Origin of the sequence: Roseateles agri (genome assembly GCF_034043675.1) — a bacterium.
GTDB lineage: Bacteria > Pseudomonadota > Gammaproteobacteria > Burkholderiales > Burkholderiaceae_C > KK5.
Genome location: NZ_JAXCLA010000004.1, coordinates 349662 through 370422, shown reverse-complemented (window position 1 = coordinate 370422; position 20761 = coordinate 349662). Strand labels below are relative to the sequence as shown.

21 protein-coding genes and 1 pseudogene are annotated in these 20761 nt (G+C 68.5%); 10 read left to right on the top strand and 12 right to left on the bottom strand.

The genetic code is table 11. The features are described 5' to 3' along the window. Positions 1-86: 86 nt before the first annotated feature. Positions 87-1010, top strand: coding sequence for a LysR family transcriptional regulator (locus SNE35_RS13665; RefSeq protein WP_320423467.1), 924 nt, complete (start codon positions 87-89; stop codon positions 1008-1010). A 10-nt stretch (positions 1011-1020) separates the two neighbouring features. Here SNE35_RS13665 and SNE35_RS13660 read toward each other — a convergent pair whose 3' ends face one another. From SNE35_RS13660 to SNE35_RS13640, 5 genes are all read right to left on the bottom strand, one after another. Further along, positions 1021-2019: a recombination-associated protein RdgC gene (locus tag SNE35_RS13660; protein WP_320423466.1), complete on the bottom strand. Its 999-nt coding sequence runs from the start codon at positions 2017-2019 to the stop codon at positions 1021-1023. 40 nt (positions 2020-2059) lie between these two features. Then, positions 2060-2707 carry a DsbA family oxidoreductase gene (locus SNE35_RS13655; protein ID WP_320423465.1) on the bottom strand — a complete coding sequence of 216 codons (648 nt, stop codon included), beginning with the start codon at positions 2705-2707 and terminating at the stop codon, positions 2060-2062. Between the two features lie 11 nt (positions 2708-2718). Then, positions 2719-3699 (bottom strand): succinylglutamate desuccinylase/aspartoacylase family protein, encoded by a 981-nt coding sequence (locus SNE35_RS13650; protein ID WP_320423464.1) that lies wholly within the window; start codon positions 3697-3699, stop codon positions 2719-2721. Positions 3700-3701: 2 nt separating this feature from the next. Further along, positions 3702-4577, bottom strand: coding sequence for a PIG-L deacetylase family protein (locus tag SNE35_RS13645; protein WP_320423463.1), 876 nt, complete (start codon positions 4575-4577; stop codon positions 3702-3704). Positions 4578-4641: 64 nt separating this feature from the next. Beyond that, entirely contained in the window at positions 4642-5538 is an 897-nt protein-coding gene (locus SNE35_RS13640) for a DMT family transporter (RefSeq protein WP_320423462.1), read from the bottom strand. 111 nt (positions 5539-5649) lie between these two features. Between SNE35_RS13640 and SNE35_RS13635 the strand changes: the two genes are divergently transcribed. Genes SNE35_RS13635 through SNE35_RS13615 form a run of 5 tightly spaced genes read left to right on the top strand, consistent with a single transcriptional unit; the run spans position 5650 to position 10174 of the window. Further along, a complete protein-coding gene (locus SNE35_RS13635; protein ID WP_320423461.1) occupies positions 5650-6408 on the top strand; it encodes an ABC transporter ATP-binding protein in 759 nt (252 codons plus the stop codon). Next, positions 6405-7127, top strand: a complete 723-nt coding sequence (locus tag SNE35_RS13630) for an ABC transporter ATP-binding protein (RefSeq protein ID WP_320423460.1) — start codon at positions 6405-6407, stop codon at positions 7125-7127. The genes SNE35_RS13635 and SNE35_RS13630 overlap by 4 nt, the downstream gene beginning before the upstream one ends. Positions 7128-7132: 5 nt before the next feature. Continuing rightward, the gene (locus SNE35_RS13625; protein ID WP_320423459.1) at positions 7133-8005 is read left to right on the top strand and encodes a branched-chain amino acid ABC transporter permease; all 873 of its coding nucleotides are present in this window, start codon (positions 7133-7135) and stop codon (positions 8003-8005) included. Position 8006: 1 nt separating this feature from the next. Then, positions 8007-8966: a branched-chain amino acid ABC transporter permease gene (locus SNE35_RS13620; protein WP_320423458.1), complete on the top strand. Its 960-nt coding sequence runs from the start codon at positions 8007-8009 to the stop codon at positions 8964-8966. Continuing rightward, complete coding sequence (locus SNE35_RS13615) at positions 8966-10174, top strand: ABC transporter substrate-binding protein (protein WP_320423457.1); 1209 nt, start codon at positions 8966-8968, stop codon at positions 10172-10174. The genes SNE35_RS13620 and SNE35_RS13615 overlap by 1 nt, the downstream gene beginning before the upstream one ends. A gap of 4 nt (positions 10175-10178) precedes the next feature. Here SNE35_RS13615 and SNE35_RS13610 read toward each other — a convergent pair whose 3' ends face one another. Genes SNE35_RS13610 through SNE35_RS13585 form a run of 6 tightly spaced genes read right to left on the bottom strand, consistent with a single transcriptional unit; the run spans position 10179 to position 16410 of the window. Further along, the gene (locus tag SNE35_RS13610; protein WP_320423456.1) at positions 10179-11339 is read right to left on the bottom strand and encodes a phytanoyl-CoA dioxygenase family protein; all 1161 of its coding nucleotides are present in this window, start codon (positions 11337-11339) and stop codon (positions 10179-10181) included. 4 nt (positions 11340-11343) lie between these two features. Next, positions 11344-12522: a Gfo/Idh/MocA family protein gene (locus SNE35_RS13605; RefSeq protein ID WP_320423455.1), complete on the bottom strand. Its 1179-nt coding sequence runs from the start codon at positions 12520-12522 to the stop codon at positions 11344-11346. Next, positions 12519-13379: a sugar phosphate isomerase/epimerase family protein gene (locus tag SNE35_RS13600; RefSeq protein WP_320423454.1), complete on the bottom strand. Its 861-nt coding sequence runs from the start codon at positions 13377-13379 to the stop codon at positions 12519-12521. Before SNE35_RS13600 ends, SNE35_RS13605 begins: the two co-directional genes overlap by 4 nt. 31 nt (positions 13380-13410) lie before the next feature. After that, positions 13411-14205 (bottom strand): ATP-binding cassette domain-containing protein, encoded by a 795-nt coding sequence (locus tag SNE35_RS13595; protein ID WP_320423453.1) that lies wholly within the window; start codon positions 14203-14205, stop codon positions 13411-13413. Further along, on the bottom strand, positions 14202-15338 hold the full coding sequence (locus tag SNE35_RS13590) for an ABC transporter permease (protein WP_320423452.1): 1137 nt from the start codon (positions 15336-15338) through the stop codon (positions 14202-14204). The genes SNE35_RS13595 and SNE35_RS13590 overlap by 4 nt, the downstream gene beginning before the upstream one ends. 34 nt (positions 15339-15372) lie before the next feature. Continuing rightward, on the bottom strand, positions 15373-16410 hold the full coding sequence (locus SNE35_RS13585) for a sugar ABC transporter substrate-binding protein (RefSeq protein WP_320423451.1): 1038 nt from the start codon (positions 16408-16410) through the stop codon (positions 15373-15375). Between the two features lie 197 nt (positions 16411-16607). Here SNE35_RS13585 and SNE35_RS13580 point away from each other — a divergent pair, with 197 nt between their 5' ends. Further along, positions 16608-17486 carry a MurR/RpiR family transcriptional regulator gene (locus SNE35_RS13580; protein WP_320423450.1) on the top strand — a complete coding sequence of 293 codons (879 nt, stop codon included), beginning with the start codon at positions 16608-16610 and terminating at the stop codon, positions 17484-17486. On the opposite strand, the gene SNE35_RS13575 is transcribed toward SNE35_RS13580, so the two are convergent. Beyond that, positions 17434-18417, bottom strand: a complete 984-nt coding sequence (locus tag SNE35_RS13575; RefSeq protein WP_320423449.1) for an AraC family transcriptional regulator — start codon at positions 18415-18417, stop codon at positions 17434-17436. The genes SNE35_RS13580 and SNE35_RS13575 overlap by 53 nt on opposite strands. A gap of 116 nt (positions 18418-18533) precedes the next feature. Here SNE35_RS13575 and SNE35_RS13570 point away from each other — a divergent pair, with 116 nt between their 5' ends. From SNE35_RS13570 to SNE35_RS13560, 3 genes and pseudogenes are all read left to right on the top strand, one after another. Then, entirely contained in the window at positions 18534-19064 is a 531-nt protein-coding gene (locus SNE35_RS13570; protein WP_320423448.1) for a carboxymuconolactone decarboxylase family protein, read from the top strand. 141 nt (positions 19065-19205) lie between these two features. Then, positions 19206-19664: pseudogene (locus SNE35_RS13565) on the top strand (MCP four helix bundle domain-containing protein); the annotation flags it as partial. Between the two features lie 304 nt (positions 19665-19968). Beyond that, positions 19969-20760 carry a methyl-accepting chemotaxis protein gene (locus tag SNE35_RS13560; protein WP_320423447.1) on the top strand — a complete coding sequence of 264 codons (792 nt, stop codon included), beginning with the start codon at positions 19969-19971 and terminating at the stop codon, positions 20758-20760. Position 20761: the final 1 nt, after the last annotated feature.

Sequence of the window (20761 nt, the reverse complement as noted above, 5' to 3'; positions counted from 1 at the left end):
GTGTTGTTCTCGGGTGGTCGTTTGACATCGTTGATTGTTCAACGGACAGTGTTGAGCTGCATTCAACGAACCATTGAGCGCCGCACATGCCCCTGCCGAGCCGCAGTGAATTGGCCGACCTGAACGTATTCCTGACCATCGTGCGCCGCCGCAGCTTCCGCCTGGCCGCGCTGGACCTGGGGCTGACCACCTCCGCCGTGAGCCATGCGATGCGCAAGCTGGAGGCACGGCTCGAAGTGCGGCTGCTGCACCGGACGAGCCGCTCCGTGTCGGTGACCGCGGCCGGCGAGGATCTGGCCGAGGCGCTGGCGCGCGGCTTCGACACCATCGGCGCGGCGCTGGACGCGCTCGATTCGCACCGCAGCGAGCCGGTCGGCCGGCTGCGCATCAACGTGCCGCGCGATGCCTCGCTGCTGCTGGTGAGCCCCGCGCTGCCGGACTTCTTCGCCGGCTCGCCGCAGGTGCATCTGGAGGTGGTGGTGGAGGACCGGATGGTGGACATCGTCGCCGAGGGCTTCGATGCCGGCATCCGCTACGGGGCGACGGTACCCAAGGACATGGTGGCCGTGCCGCTGACGCCGCCGCTGCGCTGGGTGGTGGTGGGCTCGCCGGCCTACTTCTCTGCGCACGGCCGGCCGACAACGCCGGACGAGCTGTACCGGCACTCCTGCATCCAGGTGCGTATCGGCGACAACTCGACCTATGCCTGGGAGCTGGGCAACGAGCCGGGGCAGGTGCGTATCGACGTGCCCGGCCCGATGCGGGTCAACGACAGCGATGCGCAGGTCGACGCGGCGCTGCGCGGCATCGGCCTGGCCTACTGCCTGGAGGCGCGGGTGGTGGCGCAGCTGGCCTCCGGCGCGCTGGAACTGGCGCTGCCGGACTGGGTCTGCGTCGGCGCGCCGCTGTGCATGTACTACGCGAGCCGGCGCCAATCGACACCGGGGCTGCGCCCGCTGGTCGATGCGATGCGGCGGGTCGCGCAGACCCTGGGTGGGAAGCCCGAGTAAGGGGGCTGAATCAGTCCCAGGGCGCGGCTTCGGCCAGCACCGGGGCTTCGCCGGCCGGCGCGTCCACTGCAGGCGCGGGTGCCGCTGTCGCGGCGAGCGCCGCACCGGCAGCGAAGAAGTCGTGCTCGCCGCCCAGGCCTTCGATCAGCGCCGGGATCAGCTCGCCCAGCTCGCCGCTGGCGATGACCGCGTCGGCGTCGAACTGCTCGTCCTTCTCGACCTTCTCGTGGCCTTCGAACACCAGGTCCAGGAAGGCGATCTTCTTGAGCTGCAAGGTGTCGGTCAGCATGAAGCTGACGCGGTCCTTGTAGCTCATGGCCAGGCGGGTCGGGCGCTTGCCGGCCTGCAGATGCTGGCGCACCTCGTCGATGTCCAGCGCGTGGCGGGCGTAGCGCACGGCGGACTTCATCTCGTCTTCGCTCTTCAGCTCGCACTCGCGGTCGATCGTGAAACCCTCGGGCGGCACGCCGTCCATCAGCCAGGCGGCCATGCAGGTGGAGGGCGCCTCGGCCGTCTGCACCAGGTGCAGGGCCATGCCGTCGAGCGTCTTCACCAGCAGGCTCACGACCTCCTCGCAGCGCGCGGGGCTGGAGGCGTCGATCATCAGCAGGCGCTGGGCCGGCGCGATCCAGATGCGCACGGCGCTGCGCTTCTTGAAGCACAGCGGCAGCAGCTCGTGCGTCGCCTGCTCCTTCAGGTCCTTCATCGCCTTCTTGCCGGGCTTGCGGCCGGTCTGCTCCTCGATCTCGGCGGCGATCTCGTCCACGCGCTCCTTGACGACGGAACCGGGCAGCACCTTGGACTCGATCTGCAGTTTCAGGTGCAGGTGGCCGTCGATCACCTCGACGAGCGGCGCATGCTCGATGCCGCGCGGCGGCACCCAGCCCACGGCCAGCGGCTCGCTGGGGCCGCAGGGCAGGAACTGGCCCTTGGCCAGTGCGGTTTCAACATCCTCGCGGCTGGGCTGCCAGTCGGCGCCCAGGCGGTAAACGGTCAGGTTCTTGAACATCCGGGTCAGTCGCGCATCAAAACAAGGGCGCGATTGTGACTCAGGCTGTCTCTTGTTCCGCCAGTTGACGCAGCGCGCGTTCGAACACCTCGGGCGGCTGGCCGCCCTGGATCAGGTGGCGGTCGTTGATGATGATCGCCGGCACGGAGTTGATGCCGTTCTGCTGCCAGAAGGCCTCGGCCTCGCGCACGTCGCTGGCGTAGGCCTGGCTGTCGTCCAGCACCGCTTGTGCTGCCGTCATGTCGAGGCCGGCTTCACCGGCCATCTTCACCAGCACCGCGTGGTCCGACGGATCCAGGCCACGGCTGAAGTAGGCATCGAACAGCGCCAGCTTCAGCGCGCGCTGCTGCGCGGCGCCCAGCGTGCCGGCCCAGTGCAGCAGGCGGTGCGCGTCGAAGGTGTTGTAGATGCGGCTGCGGGCGCCCATGTCGAAGCGGAAGCCCAGCGCCTCGCCGCGCTGGCGGATGTTCTCGCGCGAGGCCTGCGTCTGCGCGGCGCTGGCGCCGTACTTCTGCGCCAGGTGCTCTTCGATGTCCTGGCCCTCGGGGCCCATCTTCGGGTTCAGCTCGAAGGGCTGGAAGTGCAGCTCGGCCTTCAGCTCGGGCAAGCGCTCGAGCGCCTGCTCCAGGGACTTCAGGCCGATGATGCACCAGGGGCAGGAAACGTCGGAAACGAAATCGATCTTCATGAGGCAGGACCTTAGCCGATTTGTCGATCGCTTGCCCGCGCCAGGTAAAACCACTCCGAGCCCGGTGTGGCATTGGCGGCGGGGAAGACGATGCGGCCATCGTCCGGCGCGAGCACCGGCTCGCCGCTGGCGCGGGTGCCGATGCGCTGGCCCTTGGTGACTTCGTCGAAGCTGGCCCAGGCGTGCTCGAAGCTGTCGCCCTCGTGCTCGCGGTCGATCACTTCGTAGAGCTGCAGCAGTTCGGGCTTGCCGGCCGGCCGCGGCGTCGCGGCCTCGGGGGCGATCAGGCCCAGCAGGGCCATCACGCGCAGGATCGCCTGGTAGGCGAACTCGGGCGCCTCGGGGTCGGCATGCTGGCCGCACTCGAGCGTGATGCCGTAGCCGCGCTGCGAGCGCTTGTACTCGGTCGTGCCGACGCCGTAGTGCGGGTCCTGCTGCAGGCTGGCGCGGCGCGAGCCATCGCCGGTGCGCTCCGCGCGCCGCGCAAGGCCCAGGGCGTAGGTCGACAGCCAGCCCTCGACGATGCGCTCGGTGCCCACGCTCAGCGCCAGCCGGCCTTCGGCCTCGGCGTGCATGAAGGGTTCCAGCGCGCCGTCGTTGTTGCGCGGGCCCAGCATCGCGAAGGGCTTGCCCTGGCCCTGGAACGAGTGCAGGTCCAGCAGCACGTCGCAAGCGGCCAGTTGCGGGCACAGCTGCGTGTTGATGCGGTCCTCGAAATCCTGCGGGATCACCGGCGGCCGCATGTTGCGGTTCAGGTTGCGGTCACCTTCGCGGCGGCCGAGCCGGTTCGCCAGTTCGTTGACGACGGGGATGAAGGTGACGCTGCCCTTGAGCAAGGTCAGCGCGCCGCTGTCGAGCTGCTCGATCACGCGGCGGATCGCGGCGATGCCACTGACCTCGTTGCCGTGCACGGCGGCCGAGACGAGCAGCTTCGGGCCAGGTTGGAAGCCGGCGAATTGGTGCAGGCGCAGGTGGGTGGGGTGAGTCGTCATGTTCACAGGAACCAGGAGGTTTGCAATGCGAGGCTGGCCGGGCACAGGCGTGCCGGCAGCTCATGCTCGCGGCCGTCGCGCCACAGGCTCAGGCGGTACAGCGTGGCGAAGGCGTAGTCGGGCACCGCGCTGCCGGCGCCGGCGATCAGCTCGCCGCCGCGGCGAACGTTGTCGGCCATGAAGGCGGGGAGGCGGTGGTGGTACGGGTTGCGCTGCACTTCACCGACGTGACGCGCCAGGGCCTGGATCAGGCGTGCGGTGTCGGCGGCGGAGGTCTCGACCATCCAGTTCGGCGCCGGCTGGGTGCTCCAGAACTCGGTCTGGGCGACCACTGTTTGAACGCCTGCGGCTGCCAGCGCATCCATCACCAGCTGATGCACGCCGATGTGCGTCGCGTTGCCGTCGTGCTCGTGCGGCAGCAGGATCAGCGCCGGCCGTTCGGCCTTCAGCAGCGCGGCGACGGCCTGGACCTGCTCGGCCCACAGCGCGGGCTGCTGCGCGGCGGTCTCGGGCTTGACGGTCTCGAAGCCGTCCTCGCGCAGGCGGATGTTGGCGAAGCCCAGCACGGCGCAGGCGGCTTCCAGCTCGGCCCAGCGCTCGGCCCGGCGGGCCTTGTTGCTGCCCAGGGTGACGGCGACGTTGGTGACGCGCCAGCCGGCCTCGCGCTGCAGGCGCAGCGGCAGGGCGCCGACGATGCATTCGTCGTCCGGATGCGGGGCGAAGACGAGGCAATGGCCGCCGGTCTGCGGCTCCAGCTTGGGCGGTGCGGTGGCCGGCGCGCCGAGCATCTCGGCGAAGCGGGCGACCCAGGCCTGCCAGCGGGCCAGGTCTTCGGCATCGCTCAGCGGGTGGTCGGGAATCAGTGGGGGAGGGAGCATCGCGAGATCGTAGGTCAAGGGGTCGGGCGGCCGGCGCCGCGGGCCATAGCTTTTCGTTCTGAAGTTATGCCGTGGTGGCCAGCACGACGCCGGCCAGCGCCATCGCATAGGCCAGCGCCTGCGTGAGGCTCAGCGTCTCGCCGAGCAGCAGGCCGACGAGGCCGGTGGCGATCGGCAGGAAGACCATGAACACGCCGGCCCGCGCCGCGGGCACGCGCTTCAGGCCGGTCATCCAGAGCCAGACGGTCAGCATGCTGGCTGCGCCGGCGTAGAACAGCAGCAGCGCCCACATCGGGGCGTGCACGGCGGCGTAGTCGAAGCTGATGCCCTGCCAGATGGCAAAAGGCGCGACCAGCACCAGGCCCCATAGATTGATCAGCGCGCTGATGCGCTTCGGGCTCAGATGCGCGGTGAGCTTCTTGCCGATGACGACGTAGCTGGCCTCGCAGAACACCGCGCCGACCAGCAGCAGCGCGCCCAGCGGCGTCGTGCCGCCGCCGGAGGCGCCGTCGGCCTTGTGCAGCGCCACCAGCGCGATGCCGGCCACGCCCAGCGCGATGCCCAGCAGCACGCGTGGTGCGATCCGCTCGCGCAGCAGCACGAAGCTCAATAGCGCCACCGCTGCCGGGATGCCGGCCATGATCACGCCGGCCGCCACGGCCGAGCATTGCCTGACCCCGAACAGCAGGCAGATCGAGAACAGGAAGTTGCCGAGGAAGGACTCCACGAACAGTAGCCAGCGCGAGCGCGCGTCGAGAGGTGCCTCCTCCGGGCCCTTGCGCAGCCAGCCCAGCATCATCAGCGCGGCGATGCCGAAGCGCAGGCCGGCCAGCAGGAAGACCGGGAACACCAGCACCAGCAGCTTGGACAGACCCAGGTAGCTGCCGACGATGGTGGTGCTCAGCGCCAGGCAGCCATAGGCGAGCAGCGGAGGGTGGGGCTTGGTGAGGGCTTCGGACATCGGGCAGGGATCATAGGGAAAGGACCGATAGGAAGCGTCGGCGGTCGCGTTAACGTTGCTTTACAAAAGAACGAGCTGGAGGAGACGGCCATCGACACGCATCCTGCCCCGATGCTGGAGGTGCGCGACCTGACGGTGCGCTTCGGTGGCATCACTGCGCTGGATCGGGTCTCGTTCAGCGCGGCGGCGGGCCGCATCGTGGGCTTGATCGGCCCCAACGGCGCGGGCAAGACGACCTTGTTCAACTGCCTCTCTCGCCTGTATCGCTGCGACGAGGGCGACATTCTCTTCGAAGGCCGCTCGCTGCTGCGCACGCCGGCTCACGGCATCGCCGCGCTGGGCATCGCACGCACCTTCCAGAACCTGGCGCTGTTCCGCACGATGAGCGTGCGGCAGAACATCCTGCTGGGCGCGCACAGCCGCGCGGCCGGCGGCTTCGTCGCCCATGCGCTGCGCCTGCCGCGGGTGAGGGCGCAGGAGCGCGCGCTGGCGGCGCAGGCGGACGAAATCGTCGAGCTGCTGGAGCTGGGGCCGGTGGCCGGGCGCCGCGTGGCGGACCTGCCCTTCGGCACGCTCAAGCGCGTGGAACTCGGCCGCGCGCTGGCCAGCCGGCCGAAGCTGCTGCTGCTGGACGAGCCGGCCGGCGGGCTGAATCACGAGGAGGTGGGCGGCCTGATGGAGCTGCTGCGCGGCATCCGCGAGCGCCTCTCGCTGAGCCTGCTGCTGGTCGAGCACCACATGAACCTGGTGATGCGGATCTCGGACCAGGTCGTGGCGCTGAATTTCGGACGCAAGATTGCCGATGGCACGCCCGATGAGGTGCGGCATGACGCCGAGCTGGTGAAGGCCTATCTGGGGAACGCGCCATGAACGAGGCGCCGCTGCTCGAAGTGCGCGGCCTGCATGCGCAGTACGGCGCCACGCAGGTGCTGCACGGCATCGACTTCAAGGTCGAGCGCGGCGGCGTGACGACCCTGCTCGGCGCCAACGGGGCCGGCAAGACGACGACCTTGCGGGCCGTCTGCGGCATGCTCGCTCGCACGCGCGGCGAGATCACGCTGGACGGCTGCCGCATCGAGGCGCTGCCGACCGAAAGCATCGTGCGCCTGGGCGTAGCCCACGTGCCCGACGGGCGCGGCACCTTCGCCGAGCTGAGCGTCGACGAGAACCTGCGCCTGGGCGCCTACACGCGGCGCGACAAGGCGCAGGTGGCGCAGGACTACGAGCGCGTGTTCGGCTACTTCCCGCGGCTGAAGGAGCGCCGGCGCCAGCAGGCCGGCACCCTGTCGGGCGGCGAGCAGCAGATGCTGGCGGTGTCGCGCGCGCTGATGCTGCGGCCGCGCCTGCTGCTGCTGGACGAGCCTTCGTTCGGCCTCGCGCCGCTGATCGTGCAGGAGCTGTTCGAGATCCTCGCGAGCATCAACAGGACGGAGGGCATGGCCATGCTGCTGGTCGAGCAGAACGCGGCGCTGGCCCTGCGCCTGGCGCAGCAGGCCTGCCTGCTGGAGACGGGCCGGGTCGTGATGACTGGCACGGCGACGCAGGTCGCGGGCGACGAGGCGGTGCGCCGCGCCTACCTGGGGAGCTGATGGCGATGGGCAACGTGCTCCTGCATCAGGTCATCGCGGGCCTTGCCACCGGCGGCATCTATGCCAGCATGGCGCTGGCCCTGGTGATGATCTACCAGGCCACGCATCTGGTGAACTTCGCGCAGGGCGAGCTCGCCATGTTCGCCACCTACATCTGCTGGAGCCTGCTGCAGGCCGGCGTGCCGTACTGGGCGGCCTTCTTCATCACAGCGGCCGGCGCCTTCGTGCTGGGCGTGCTGGTCGAGCGGCTGATCGTGCGCCTGGTGGACGACGCGCCCATCCTGGCCGTGGTGATCGTCTTCATCGGCCTGCTGGTGATCTTCAACAGCATCGCGGGCTGGATCTTCGGCTACGCGATCCAGCCCTTTCCGAGCCCGTTTCCGGCCGAGCCGCCGTTCGGCAACTCCTACGTGTCCTCGCACGAGCTGGGCTCGATCGCGATCACGCTCGTCGTGCTGGCGCTGCTGTTCGTGTTCTTCCGCTTCACGCCGCTGGGCCTGGCGATGCGCGCCGCGGCGCAGAACCCGCAGTCGAGCCGGCTTGTGGGCATCCGCGTCGGCTGGATGCTGGCGCTGGGCTGGGGCCTGGCCGGTGCGATCGGGGCGGTGGCCGGGATGATGATCGCACCGACGGTGTTCCTGGAGCCGAACATGATGTCCGGCATCCTGCTGTACGCGTTCGCGGCGGCGCTGCTGGGCGGCATCGACAGCCCCGGCGGCGCGGTGCTGGGGGGCTTCATCGTCGGCGTGCTGGAGAACGTCGTCGGCATGCTGCTGGGCACCGAGCTGAAGCTGACGGTGGCGCTGGTGCTGATCGTCGGCGTGCTGGTGATCCGGCCGCAAGGCCTGTTCGGCCGCGTGCACGTGACCAGGGTCTGAGATGAAGCTGCAGCGCTTCCTACCGATCCTCTTCATCGCGCTGGCTTGCGTGCTGCCCTTCCTTGTCAGCAACTACCGCGTGTTCCAGCTGACGATGGTGCTGGTCTACGCCATCGCGCTGCTGGGGCTGAACATGCTGACCGGCTTCAACGGCCAGATCTCCCTGGGCCACGGCGCCTTCTATGCGATCGGTGCCTACACGGCGGCGGTGCTGATGGACCGGTTCGGCCTGCCGTACTGGGCCGTGGTGCCGGTGGCCGGCGCCGTGTGTGGCATCGCCGGCTTCCTGTTCGGCCTGCCGGCGCTGCGGCTGGAGGGCTTGTACCTGTCGCTCGCCACCTTCGCGCTGGGCGTGGCGATGCCGCAGATCCTGAAGTACAAGGGCCTGGAGCCCTGGACCGGCGGCGCGATGGGCGTGACCTTGACCAAGCCCGACCCGCCGGAAGGCCTGCCGCTGAGCCAGGACCAGTGGCTGTACTTCGTCGTGCTGGCCTGGCTGGTCGTGCTGTTCCAGCTGGCCGCCAACCTGCTGGACGGGCGCATCGGCCGCGCGATGGTGGCCATCCGCGACCAGCCGATCGCCGCGCGGGCGATGGGTGTGGACACGGCGATGGTGAAGACGCTGACCTTCGGCGTATCGGCGCTCTACACGGGCATCGCCGGCGCGCTGGGCGCCGTCGCCGTGCAGTTCGTGGCGCCGGATTCCTTCGGCGTCTTCCTGTCGATCAGCCTGCTGGTGGGTGTCGTCATCGGCGGCCTGGCCTCGGTCTCAGGTGCCATCTACGGCGCGCTGTTCATCCAGTTCGTGCCCAGCGTGGCCGAGAGCGTCTCCAAGTCGGCGCCCTGGGCCATCTACGGGCTGCTGCTTATCGTGTTCATGGTGCTGATGCCGGGCGGCGTGGCCGGCGGGGTGCGCGCGCTGCTTGCGCGCGTGGTTGTCGATGGCAAAAGGAGACGATGATGAAACGCAGAACCCTCTTGCTGGGCGCGACAGCGCTGGGCGGCAGCACGGCCTGGGCGCAGGGCGCGAAGAAGTACGGCCCCGGCGCCACCGACGCCGAGATCAAGCTCGGACAGACCATGGCCTACAGCGGCCCGGCCTCGGCCTACGGCACGATCGGCAAGCTGCACATGGCCTATTTCCGCATGCTCAACGAGCAGGGCGGCATCAACGGCCGCCGCATCAACCTGATCAGCCTGGACGACGGCTACAGCCCGCCCAAGACGGTGGAGCAGGTACGCCGGCTGGTGGAGCAGGACGAGGTGCTCGCGTTGTTCCAGACCTTGGGCACGGCGGGCAACAGCGCGATCCACAAGTACGTCAATGCGAAGAAGGTGCCGCACCTGCTGGTGGCCAGCGGCGCCAGCAAGTGGGCCGACCCGAAGAACTTCCCGTGGACCCTGGGCTTCAACCTCAGCTACCGCGCCGAGGGCCAGATCTACGCGCGCTACCTGCTGAAGAACAAGCCCGCCGCGAAGATCGCCGTGCTCTACCAGAACGACGACTTCGGCAAGGACATGCTGAACGGCCTCAAGGAAGGCCTGGGCGCACCCGGGGCGAAGATGATCGTGGCCGAGGCCAGCTACGAGGTCACCGATCCGACCATCGACTCGCAGGTGCTGAGCTTGCAGGGCTCCGGCGCCGATACCTTCATCAACATCTCGACGCCGAAGTTCGCCGCCCAGGCGATCCGCAAGGCCTGGGACTCGGGCTGGAAGCCGCTGCACATCGTCAACAACGTCGGCACCTCGGTCGGCGCGGTGCTGACGCCGGCCGGCCTGGACAAATCGGTGGGCCTGCTGACGCTGCAGTACTACCGCGACCCCAACGATCCGCAGTGGAAGGACGACCCGCACATGCTGGAGTGGCGCGCCTTCATGGGACGCCACTACCGCGAGGGCGATCCGCGCGACGCCTCCAACCTCTACGCCTACCTGACGGCGCAGACGATGGTCCACATCCTGAAGGCCTGTGGCAACGAGTTGACGCGCGAGAACCTGATGCGCCAGGCCACCAGCATCAAGGCGCTGAAGCTGCCGCTGATGCTGCCCGGCCTGATGCTCAACAGCTCGCCGAGCGACTACGTGCTCGTCAAGCAGGCGCAGCTCTCGCGCTTCAACGGCAAGCTGTGGGAGGGCTTCGGCGACGTGCTGTCGACGGTGGGTTGAGTGCTCAGGCTTCGCGCAGGGAGACGCGGGAGTGCAGTTCGGCTTCGAAGCGCTCCGGCGTCCAGCCCTCGTCCAGCGCCTGGTTCATCAGGCCCTGCTGGCTCTGCGGCGCGAGGCCGCCGATCGGCGGGTCGCGGTCGAGATTGGTCGGGAAGGCGTAGCCCTCGGCGCAGCATTTGATCGCGAGTGTGGCCTGCGCGCGGGTCAGGCGGCCCGTGGCGATGCTGTCCTGCAGGGCGGGGTAGAGGGCGAGGCTCATCCTTGCGCGGTCCACCGATTCCATCGCGCGGCCGAAGGCGGAGGAGACCTGCAGCAGATTGGCCAGGCGCAGGATGTCGGCGGAGCGGTTGTGGCCGGCGGCGTGCATCAGGGCGGGGTTGAAGAACACCGCGTCGCCCTTGGCGAGCGGGAGCTGGACGTGGTGCTGGTCGAAGAAGGCCTGGAAGTCGGGGCGGCCGGGCGCCATGTAACCGTTGGGATACTTTTGCGAATGCGGCAGGTACAGGGTCGGGCCGCTGACCAGGGGCATGTCCACGTGGGCGACGGCGCCCTGCAAGGTCAGCATCGGCGACAGGGCCGTGTGTACGTGGGCGGGGAACAGGGCGGCCTGCTGCGGCGACATGAAACCGAGGTGGTAGTCGCGATGGGCCATCTGCGCGGCGCCGCCGGGGTTCACGCAGTTGACCTGGGCGGTCATCTGGTAGTGCGGGCCCAGCCAGGCTTCGCTGACGAGGTCGATGATGCCGTTGGCGTAATAGGCGGCGAAGAGGGCCGGATCGCGCAGGCACATCTTCTGCAAGGCGTTCCAGACGCGGTCGTTCGCGCCGGGCTTGGCGAAGTGATCGCCGCCGCCGGTGCCGGCCTTGCGTTCGGCTTCGATCAGTGCGCGGAAGAGGGCGGTGGCGGCGTCGAGGAGACCTGCGTCGGCGTAGGCGCCGCGCAGCGCGAGCACGCCGGCACCGTCGGCGAAGACCTCGGCCCATTCGGCTTGCAGGCGGTGGCGGAAGGCCGGATCCGCGGCAAGCCGCGGGCGCAGGGCCGCGCAGTCGTAGATGGGCACGCCGCGCAGTTGCTCGGCCGCCAGCGGGGTGGGCGGCGGTGTGGCGTCCAGCACCAGCCTGGACAGGTCGTCGACCCGGCAGTCGTCGGGATTCAGGAAGCTCATGGGGCTACACCTCCGCGCGTGCGTCCGTCCATTGCCCGGACTTCGTGCTCTGCACCGCGGCCTCGATCAGGCGCAGGCCGCGCACGCCGTCCAGCGCGCCGGGGAAGTCCAGCGCCAGCGGGTTGCAGGGCTGGCCGCTGATCCTGGCCGTCACCGCCTCGGCGAAATCGCGGTAGAGGTTGGCGAAGGCCTCCTGGTAGCCCTCGGGATGACCGATCTCGATGCGCGAGGCCCACTCGGCGGCGGGCGCCAGCGCACCGTGCAGGCGGCGGGTCAGCGTCTGCTCGAAGCCGTCGAGGCGGCGGTGCTTAAGCTCGTTCGGATACTCCTGGTGCCATTCGAGGCCGCCCTGGCTGCCGAAGATGCGCACGGCCAGGCCGTGCTCCGAGCCCGCGGCCGAGTTGGTGACCCAGATCGTGCCGCGCGCGCCGTTGGACCAGCGGGTCAGCAGCGCGCCGTAGTCGTCCACCGTGCGGCCGGGCACGGTGGGGCCGACGTCGGCCATCACCTGCGTCAGCTCCAGCCCGGAGATGTAGGCGCCGAGGTGATGGGCGTGGGTGCCGATGTCTCCGATGACCAGGGATTCGGTCGTGCCGGGGCGGGTGTCGAAGCGCCAGGTGCGGTTCTTCTCATCGGCCTCGACCAAGGTGGCGAAGTAGCCTTGCACATAGGTGGCGTGGATCTGCCGCACTTCGCCGATCACGCCGGCCTCCACCATGGCGCGCGCCTGCTTGACCATCGGGTAGGCGGCGTAGCAGTGCGTCAGGCAGAAGACCAGGCCGGTGGCTTCGACCGTGTTCATGATCTCGACGGCGTCGGCCACGGTGGTCGTGACCGGCTTGTCGCAGATCACGTGCAGGCCGGCGCGCAGCGCTGCCATCACGGCGGCGTGATGCTGCACATTGGGCGTCATGATCGCGACGGCATCGATGCCGTCGGGCCGGGCCTTCTCGGCGGCGATCATCGCCTCGACGGTGGCGTAGCTTCGCTCGGCCGGCAGGCCGATGGCGGTGGCCGCGGCGAGGCCGCGTTCGGCATCGGAGGAGAGCACGCCGGCGCAGAGTTCGAAGCGGTCGTCGAGCCGCGCCGCGGTGCGGTGGACCGGGCCGATGAAGCCATGGCTGCCGCCGATCAGGCCGAGCCGGAGCCGACGGCCGAGCCGCTGGAGTGTCGTGTTGCTCATGCGCTTTTCTCGTGTGCTTTCCGTTGAATCTGCAGGTCCTGCCAGAGATCGCGGATCCAGTCGCGCATCAGCAGCGATTCGGCCCAGCGGTCGGTCGTGTCGTTGCCGTCGCGGCCGATGATGGCGTAGGGCTTGGGGCCCAGCTCGCAGGTGAAGGTCAGCGAATCGTCCGGTCCGGCGCGGCGCTGCCAGGATTCGAAGCCGTAGCGCCACCAGCCCATCGACAGGTCGACCCAGGGCTTGTGCGGCGGGAAGGAGATCTCGATCTGTACCTGCTCGCGGGTGGCCACACGGCCGTGGAAAGCCCAGGAGCTGTCGAGGATGCGGTGCATCAGCGCGTGGTTCTCCTCGCTGACCGGCCAGGCGAACTCGCGGCCGACGAGATAGTGCGAGATGTCGCCGAGCAGCTTCAGCTCGGGCCGCGCGTCGAGCAGGTCCAAGGTGAAGTACAGGTCGGTCGTCATCCGGTCGCGATGCGTCTCGATGTAGACCGGAAAGTCGACCTGCTCGGCCAGTCGCGTCCAACCGTCCAGCAGTTCCAGCGATTCCTTCAGGGTGCGCGGGCGAACGTCGGGCTGCAGATCGATGTGATGGACGCCGAACTCGGTGGCGATGTCGAGGATCGGCTTCAGCTCGTCGACCGTGCGCGGCACGCACTGGCCTTCGGCGCGCAGCCCCAGCGGCTTCAGCAGTTCGGCGATGCGGCGCACCCGGCCGCGATCGTTCCAGAGCGTGCTGATGCCGTCGAAGCCGGCCTCGTGGATCATCGAGATGTTCTCTTCGATGCTGCGCTCGAAGCCATCGGTATGGCGGCGTTCCATCGCCCACAGCGATTGGTAGATTTCCAGTGTTTGCATGGGCTGAGGCCGCCGCTAGGAGGCCTAGGTTTCAGGCGGCGATGCGGCCTTCGAGTCGGTCGACCAGGTTCTGGATCTCCACGCCGCCGGCCATCATGTCGAGGACCTTTTCCTTCGTGATGTCGCTCTTGGCGAAGGTGCCCATCGACTGGCCGCGGTTCAGCAAGGTGAAGCTGTCGCCGATCGGGTAGGCGTGGTGGACGTTGTGGGTGATGAAGATCACCGAGATGCCGCGCTGCCGCGCCGTGTGGATCAGCTCCAGCACCTTGCAGCTCTGCTTGACGCCCAGTGCCGCGGTGGGCTCGTCCAGGATCAGCACCTTGGCGCCGAAGTGGATCGCGCGGGCGATCGCCAGGCATTGACGCTCGCCGCCGCTCATCGTGCCGACCGGCTGGTGCGCCGAGCGCACCTTGATGCCCATTTCGGCCAGCTTCTCGGCGGCCACGCTGGCGGCCAGCTCGGTGTCCATCACCGGCACCAGGCCCATCAGCTTGCGGCGCGGCTCGCGGCCGGCGAAGAAGTTGCGCGCCACGCTCATCAGCGGCACCAGGGCCAGGTCTTGATAGACGGTGGCGATGCCCATGTCCAGCGCCTCGCGCGGCGACTTGAAGCGGACCTCGCTGCCTTCGACAAGGTAGCGGCCGCGGCTCGGCATGTGCACGCCGGCCAGCGTCTTGATCAGCGTGGACTTGCCGGCGCCGTTGTCGCCCAGCAGGCAGTGCACCTCGCCGCGGCGCAGGCGCAAGGTGACGTCCTGCAGCGCGATGGCGGTGCCGAAGAACTTGCTGACGCCGTCGAGTTCGAGGATGAATTCGGGACTGCTCATTTCGCGCGGCTTCGGATGTAGTGGTTGAACAGCACCGCGAGCAGGAGCATCGCGCCGAGGAAGATCCGGTAGAAGTCCGAATCGAAGTTCGTGTAGGAGATGCCGATCTGCACGACGCCGAAGATCAGCGCGCCGAAGCAGGCACCGAGCACCGAGCCGAAGCCGCCGGTCAGCAGCGCGCCGCCGATGACCGCGGCGATGATGGCCTCGAACTCCTTCTGGATGCCGCGGTCGGCGGCGGCGGAGCCGACGTCGGCCACCTGCAGCACGCCGAACAGGCAGGCGGTGAAGGCGGTGAAGACGAAGAGACTGATCTTCACGCCGTTGACCGGCACGCCGACGTTCTTGGCCGCGTTTGCGTCGCCGCCGACGAGGAAGATCCAGTTGCCCATGCGGGTACGCGACAGCACGAAGCCGGCCGCCAGCGCCACGCCCGTCCACCACAGGATCACCTTCGGCAGGCCGGAGACGACCGGCGAGCCATCGGGCAGCTTGTCGATCAGGCCGGCATCGGCCAGCGAGCGGAACACGCCGGGGAAGGCGTTGCCCTGGAACAGCAGGTGGGTGAGGCCGTCCTTGGCGATCGGCTCGGCCAGGCCAGAGACGATCGTGCTGTTGGAGAAGTGCGTGGACAGCACGATGGTGGCGCCGCGCAGGATGAACATGAAGGCCAGGGTGACGATGAAGCTGGGCAGCTTCGTCCTCACCACCAGCCAGCCGTTCAGCCAGCCCAGCGCCATGCAGGCCGCGAAGGCGAACAGCACGGCCGCCCACATCGGCCAGCCCATGAACATCGACGGCACGCTCATCATCATGCCGGCGAAGCCGATCATCGAGCCGATGGACAGGTCGAACTCGCCGCCGATCATCAGCACGCAGGCGCCCACGGCGATGATGCCGAGGTAGGCCGTCACCTGGCTCCAGTTCATCACCCCGTCGAGGTTGAACATGCCCGAGCCGCGGGCCAGCACGCCGAACAGCGCGAAGACCAGCAGCGTGCCGGCGATGGAGCCGAACTCCGGCCGGTTGACGAAGGCGCGCCAGGGCGAGATGGCCCTGACTCTTTCATCGGTGGCAGGGGCGGCGGGAGGAGATATGACGGCCATCGTCGGCGTACTGCTGATCGTGTTCATCGGTGTTCGACTTCCTGTCCTTTGACTACCAGGATCAGCGGTACTGGCCCGCGTACTTCTCGACCTTCTCGATGTTGTCCTTGGTCACGAAGCCCGGGCCGGAGCTGACGCCGGCGGCCGTGTAGACCGGGGCCAGGCCGTATTCGTTCAGGCGGGCCTGGAACTTCGGGTTGGCCTTGAGCTTGGCGATGATGGCTTGCGGATCTTGCGTCTTGTCCTCGTGCGCGATGACCAGGGCGGCGATGCCCATATAGCCTTGCAGGTAGGGCTGCTGGTCGATCGCGAAGTTGATCGTGCCCTTCTTGATCGCGGCGACGATGTCCTTGGACAGGTCGAAAGTGCCGAAGTACATCTTGCCGGCCAGGTTCATCTTCTCCAGCGCCTTGATCGTCGGCTCGGCGGCGTTGGGGCCCAGCGCCAGCACGGCCTGCGTCGTCGGGTTGCTGCGCAGGTAGGCGGTGACCTTGCTCTCGACGACGGTCGGGTCCTGGCCCGAGTCGATCATCGTCTTCTTCGCATCGACGCCCAGCGCGTCGGCGAAGCCGCGGCAGCGCTCGAACGAGACCGCGTTGGTGGCGTAGTGGTTCACGCAGACGAAGCTCTTGATGCCCGCCGCCTTGGCGCGCTCGCCCGCGCCCTTGCCGGCCTCATATTCGGGCTGGCCGATGTGCATGATGGCGCCGACCTGCTTGCTCTGCTCGGCGGTGCCGGAGTTGACGGTGACGATAGGGATGCCCTTGGCCTTGACCAGCGCGGCCGGCTTGGCCAGCACGTTGATGTCGGCGATGGTGAAGGCGACGCCGTCGTAGCCGCGTGCGGCGGACTGCTCGATCAGGCGGGCCATGCCGGCCAGGTCGCCGTCCGGCGGGTTGCGGTAGTCCACGGTCACGTTGAAGTCTTCGCCGACCTGCTTCAGCGAGTTCTTGATCGTGTTCCACCACGAGTCCGCATCGGGGGCGTGGCTGACAAAGGCATAACGTCCCTCTGCATGGGCGCTCGTCATGGGCAGCAGGGCCGCGGCCGTGCCGATCAGGGCGGTCAACAGGGCTGACTGCTTGGTGGTCACTCGCATGTTTGTCGTCTCCGGTATGTTGATTCGTGGGCGCCGCGCGGCCGTACACCGCAAGCCTGGCGTGAGACGACTATAGGATTTCGGCTGCCTGTTGTGGAAAATATTTTCTACGGGCTTGCACTAAGAGAAACCAAATTTCTGAGTCGGGCCGAGACGCCGATAGAATGGAATTTCCAAACTCCAGCAGAAAAAGAACCATGACGGAGCAGAGCAGCAGCACCAGTGCCGGCGCGCCCCGGCCGACCGCCGATCAACTGATCAAGCGCATCTCGGCCGAGTACGAGAACCTCAGCAAGCAGCTGAAGGTGATCGCGCTGCACGTCGAGAAGAACCGCGACCACATCGGCATCGAGGGCATCCAGGAGCTGGCGCGGCAGTGCGAGGTCCAGCCCTCGGCGGTGGTGCGCTTCGCCAAGCACTTCGGCTTCTCGGGCTTCTCGGAACTGCAGGCGATCTTCCGCGACAGCCTTTCCCGACAGCTGGCGCCGGGCCGCAACTACAAGTCGCGCATCCGCGACCTGATCGTGTCGGGGCAGAAGAAGCTGTCCAGCGTGGACATCGCGCGCGAGTTCCTGGCCGGCAGCGTGGCGGGCATGCACGAACTCGAAGGCAGCCTCGACGCGGCGGCGTTCAAGAAGGCGGTGGACCTGCTGGTGGGCGCCGACTGCATCTGGATCGCGGCCTCGCGCCGCTCCTTCCCGATCGCCGCCTACCTGGACTACGCGCTGCAGCACACCGACAAGCGCATCGGCCTCGTCACCGCGATGGGCAGCATGCACGCCGGGCAGATGCGCTCGGTACGCAAGGGCGACGTGATGATCGCGATCTCGTTCGCGCCCTATGCCGAGGAGACGCTCGCCGTGGCCAAGCTGGCCGAAGACCGCGGCGCCAAGCTGCTGGCGCTGACCGACAGCCGCATGAGCCCGCTGGCCAAGTTCGCGGAGGTGTCGCTGGTCGTGCAGGACAACTCGACCTTGGGCTTCCGCTCGCTCAGCAGCACGATGGGCCTGGCGCAGAGCCTGTTCATTGCGCTGGCTTATGCGCTGGAGCTGCCGTCGGCGGTGGCGGCGGGTTGAGTGACTGATTGAGGGCCGCGGCGCGCTGAGCCGCGCGCCAGCGCGCCGGCGTCACGCCCACATGGCGCTTGAACGCGCGCTGGAACGCGGCCTCGGACTGGTAGCCGGCCGCTTCGCCGATCGCGGCGACGGAATCCTGCGACGCGGCGAGTTCGCGCAGCGCCTGTGCCATCCGGATTTCATTGAGCAACTCGGCCGGCGAGCGGCCGGTGGCGTCGAGGAACTGGCGCACGAAGGTGGCGCGCGACAGGTGGCACAGCGCGGCCAGCGCGGGCAAGGTCCAGTCGCGGCCGGGGCTGTCGAACATGGCCGTCAGCGCCGGCTGCAGGCGCGGCTTCGAGGCCAGCGCGAGCAGGCTGCGCTGGCCGGCATTGGCCTCGGTCTCGCTGGCAGCGGTGCGCAGGCTCAGCGAGAAGAGGGCGGCCGATAGGTGACCGATCAGCGCGGCGCTGCCGGGACCCTGCTCGAGCGACTCCTCGCGCATCAGCGCGACGACCCGGCCCAGCCGCCCGGCCGCCTCCGCGGCGGAAACGATCAGGCGCCGCGGCAGGAAATCGCGCAGCAGCCGCTCGGCCGGCGCGGCGAAGACGAAGCGCCCGCACAGCACCTCGGCCGGCGCGCCGCGGCCGCCGTTGGTCACCACCGTCAGCGCGGCGCCCGGGGCCGCGCGTAGCGGGCGCGGCTTGGCGCCGCCACCGTCGTGCAACCGGTGCGCGCCGCCGGCGGGGAACAGCACGATGTCGCCGGCTTTCATTGGCGTATGGCCGTCCGCGTCCTCCAGCACCGCCTCGCCGTCCAGCAGCGCGTGATAGCGGATCACCAACGGCGCGGCCGGCGGCTCATCCAGCAGCCAGGGCGCGCCGAAGTGGCAGCGGATGTCCAGGTGCCCGGTCACCGGTGTCAGTGCCAGCAGTTGGCTCAGCAGGTCCATGGTGTTTGCGTTGTGAGTCGAATGAGCATGTTTTTGAGAATATACGGCATTCAAAGTCTCGCCGTGCGGCAATACAGTGAACCCCGTCGATTCAACTTGTTGCCAAGGAGCACACCATGTCCCGCATCCAGAACCCCGTCGAAGTTTCCGAATCCGCCACCGCGCTGTTCGAGCAGATCCGCCGCGCCGCCGGCAAGGTGCCGAACGCCTACGCCACCATCGGCGGCTACAGCCCTGCCGTGCTCGCCACGGTGCTGGGCGCCGACGCCGCGCTCGCCAAGGGCGCGCTGAGCCGCCAGGAGATCGAGGCGATCCGACTCGCTGTCAGCGAGATCAACGATTGCGACTACTGCGTCGCCGCGCACAGCTTCATCGGCGGCAAGGCCGGCCTCTCGGCCGACGCGATGCACCAGATCCGCGAGGGTGTGGACACCGGCGAAGCCAAGCGTGATGCGCTGCTGCGCTTCGTCCACACGGTGCACACCACCCGCGGCACCACGCCCGCCCCGGTGCTGGAAGCGGTGCTCGCTGCCGGCTACACGCCGCAACAGGTGATCGAGGCGCTGCTGGTCGTCGCGATGATCGGCTTCACGAACCTGTTCAACCGCGTGAACGACACCGACGTGGACTTTCCGCGCCCGGCCTGAGTCGTTTTAGTTGGGGGAAACACGGAATCCAGCACGGTTCCGGTTTCCTGCCCCCTGTGAGCGAAGGTGTCTGCTGCATAAAATTTTTGCTAGAGGCCGGAGGACCAGCGGGCCCGCTGGCGGCATGACCAAAGCAAAGCGATGAAACTGAACGACCTGAAACTCTCCACCCGACTCGGCCTTGGATTCGGCGCGCTGGCCGCGCTGATGGCGCTGCTCGGGGCCCTGAGCATCGTCAAGCTCTTCGAGCTGCGCGACGAGTTCGACACGGTCATGAACGACCGTTACGTCAAGATCGGGTTGGCCACGGGCATCCGCGGGGTGAATGCGGACGTTTCCGTCGCCCTGCGCAATCTGTTCATCGTCACCAACCCGGCCGAGGTGAAGGCGCAGTTCGACTTGATCGAGTCGGGCAGCAAGCGCACGCAGACGGCCTTCGAGACGCTGAAGAACACCGTGCACAAGCCGCGCGGCGTGGCGGCGCTGGCGGCGCTGACCGAAGCGCGTGCGGCCTACCGCGGCCCGCGCGACAAGCTGATGAAGCTGCTGCGCACCGGCGATTTCGACGAGGCCAAGGACTTGCTGATCCGCGAGGTGATGCCGACGCAGGCGGTCTACATGGCCCGGGTCGACGACTTCGTCAAGCTGCAGGAAGAGCAGATGATCGAGGCCGCCGGTGACGTGCGCGGTTCGGTCACCAGCACCGCCACCCAGGTGGCCGTCCTGCTGCTGGCCAGCTTCGTGCTGGCCGGCGTGCTCGCCTGGCAACTGATCCGCTCGACGACCAAGCCGCTGAACCAGGCGGTCGACGTGGCTCGCGCCGTGGCGGCCGGGGGATCTGGCGATCGAGTTCAATGCCGAAGGTACGAACGAGACCGCACGCCTGCTGCGCGCGCTGCACGACATGAAGACCCGGCTGGCCCAACTGGTCGGCCAGGTGCGCTCGAGCGCCGAGGGCGTGGCCACGGCCAGCATGCAGATCGCCCAGGGCAACAACGACCTGTCGGGCCGCACCGAAACCCAGGCCAGCGCGCTGCAGGAGACCGCCGCGGCGATGGACGAGCTGGGCAGCACCGTGCAGCAGAACGCCGACAACGCCTCGCAGGCCAACCAGCTCGCGCTGCAGGCTTCGAAGGTGGCGGTCGAGGGTGGCGAAGCGGTCGGCCGCATGGTCGACACGATGCGCGGCATCCACGACAGCTCGCGCCGCATCGGCGACATCATCGCGGTGATCGACGGCATCGCCTTCCAGACCAACATCCTGGCGCTGAACGCGGCCGTCGAGGCGGCGCGGGCCGGCGAATCGGGCCGCGGCTTTGCCGTCGTGGCCTCCGAGGTGCGCAGCCTCGCGCAGCGCAGCGCTGAAGCTGCGCGCGAGATCAAGACGCTGATTCTGGCCAGCAACGAACGGGTGGAGCAGGGCAGCGCGCTGGCCGATGCAGCCGGCACGACGATGGGCCAGGTCGTCGATTCGATCCGCCGCGTCAGCGACATCGTCGGCGAGATCAGCTCGGCCAGCACCGAGCAGGCGGGAGGCGTCGGCCAGATCGGCGCAGCCGTCGTTCAGATGGACCAGGCCACGCAGCAGAACGCTGCGCTGGTCGAGGAGAGCGCCGCCGCCGCGCAGAGCCTGCAGCAGCAGGCGGCGGACCTGGTGTCGGTGGTTTCGCAGTTCCGGCTGGCGACCACCCGATAGT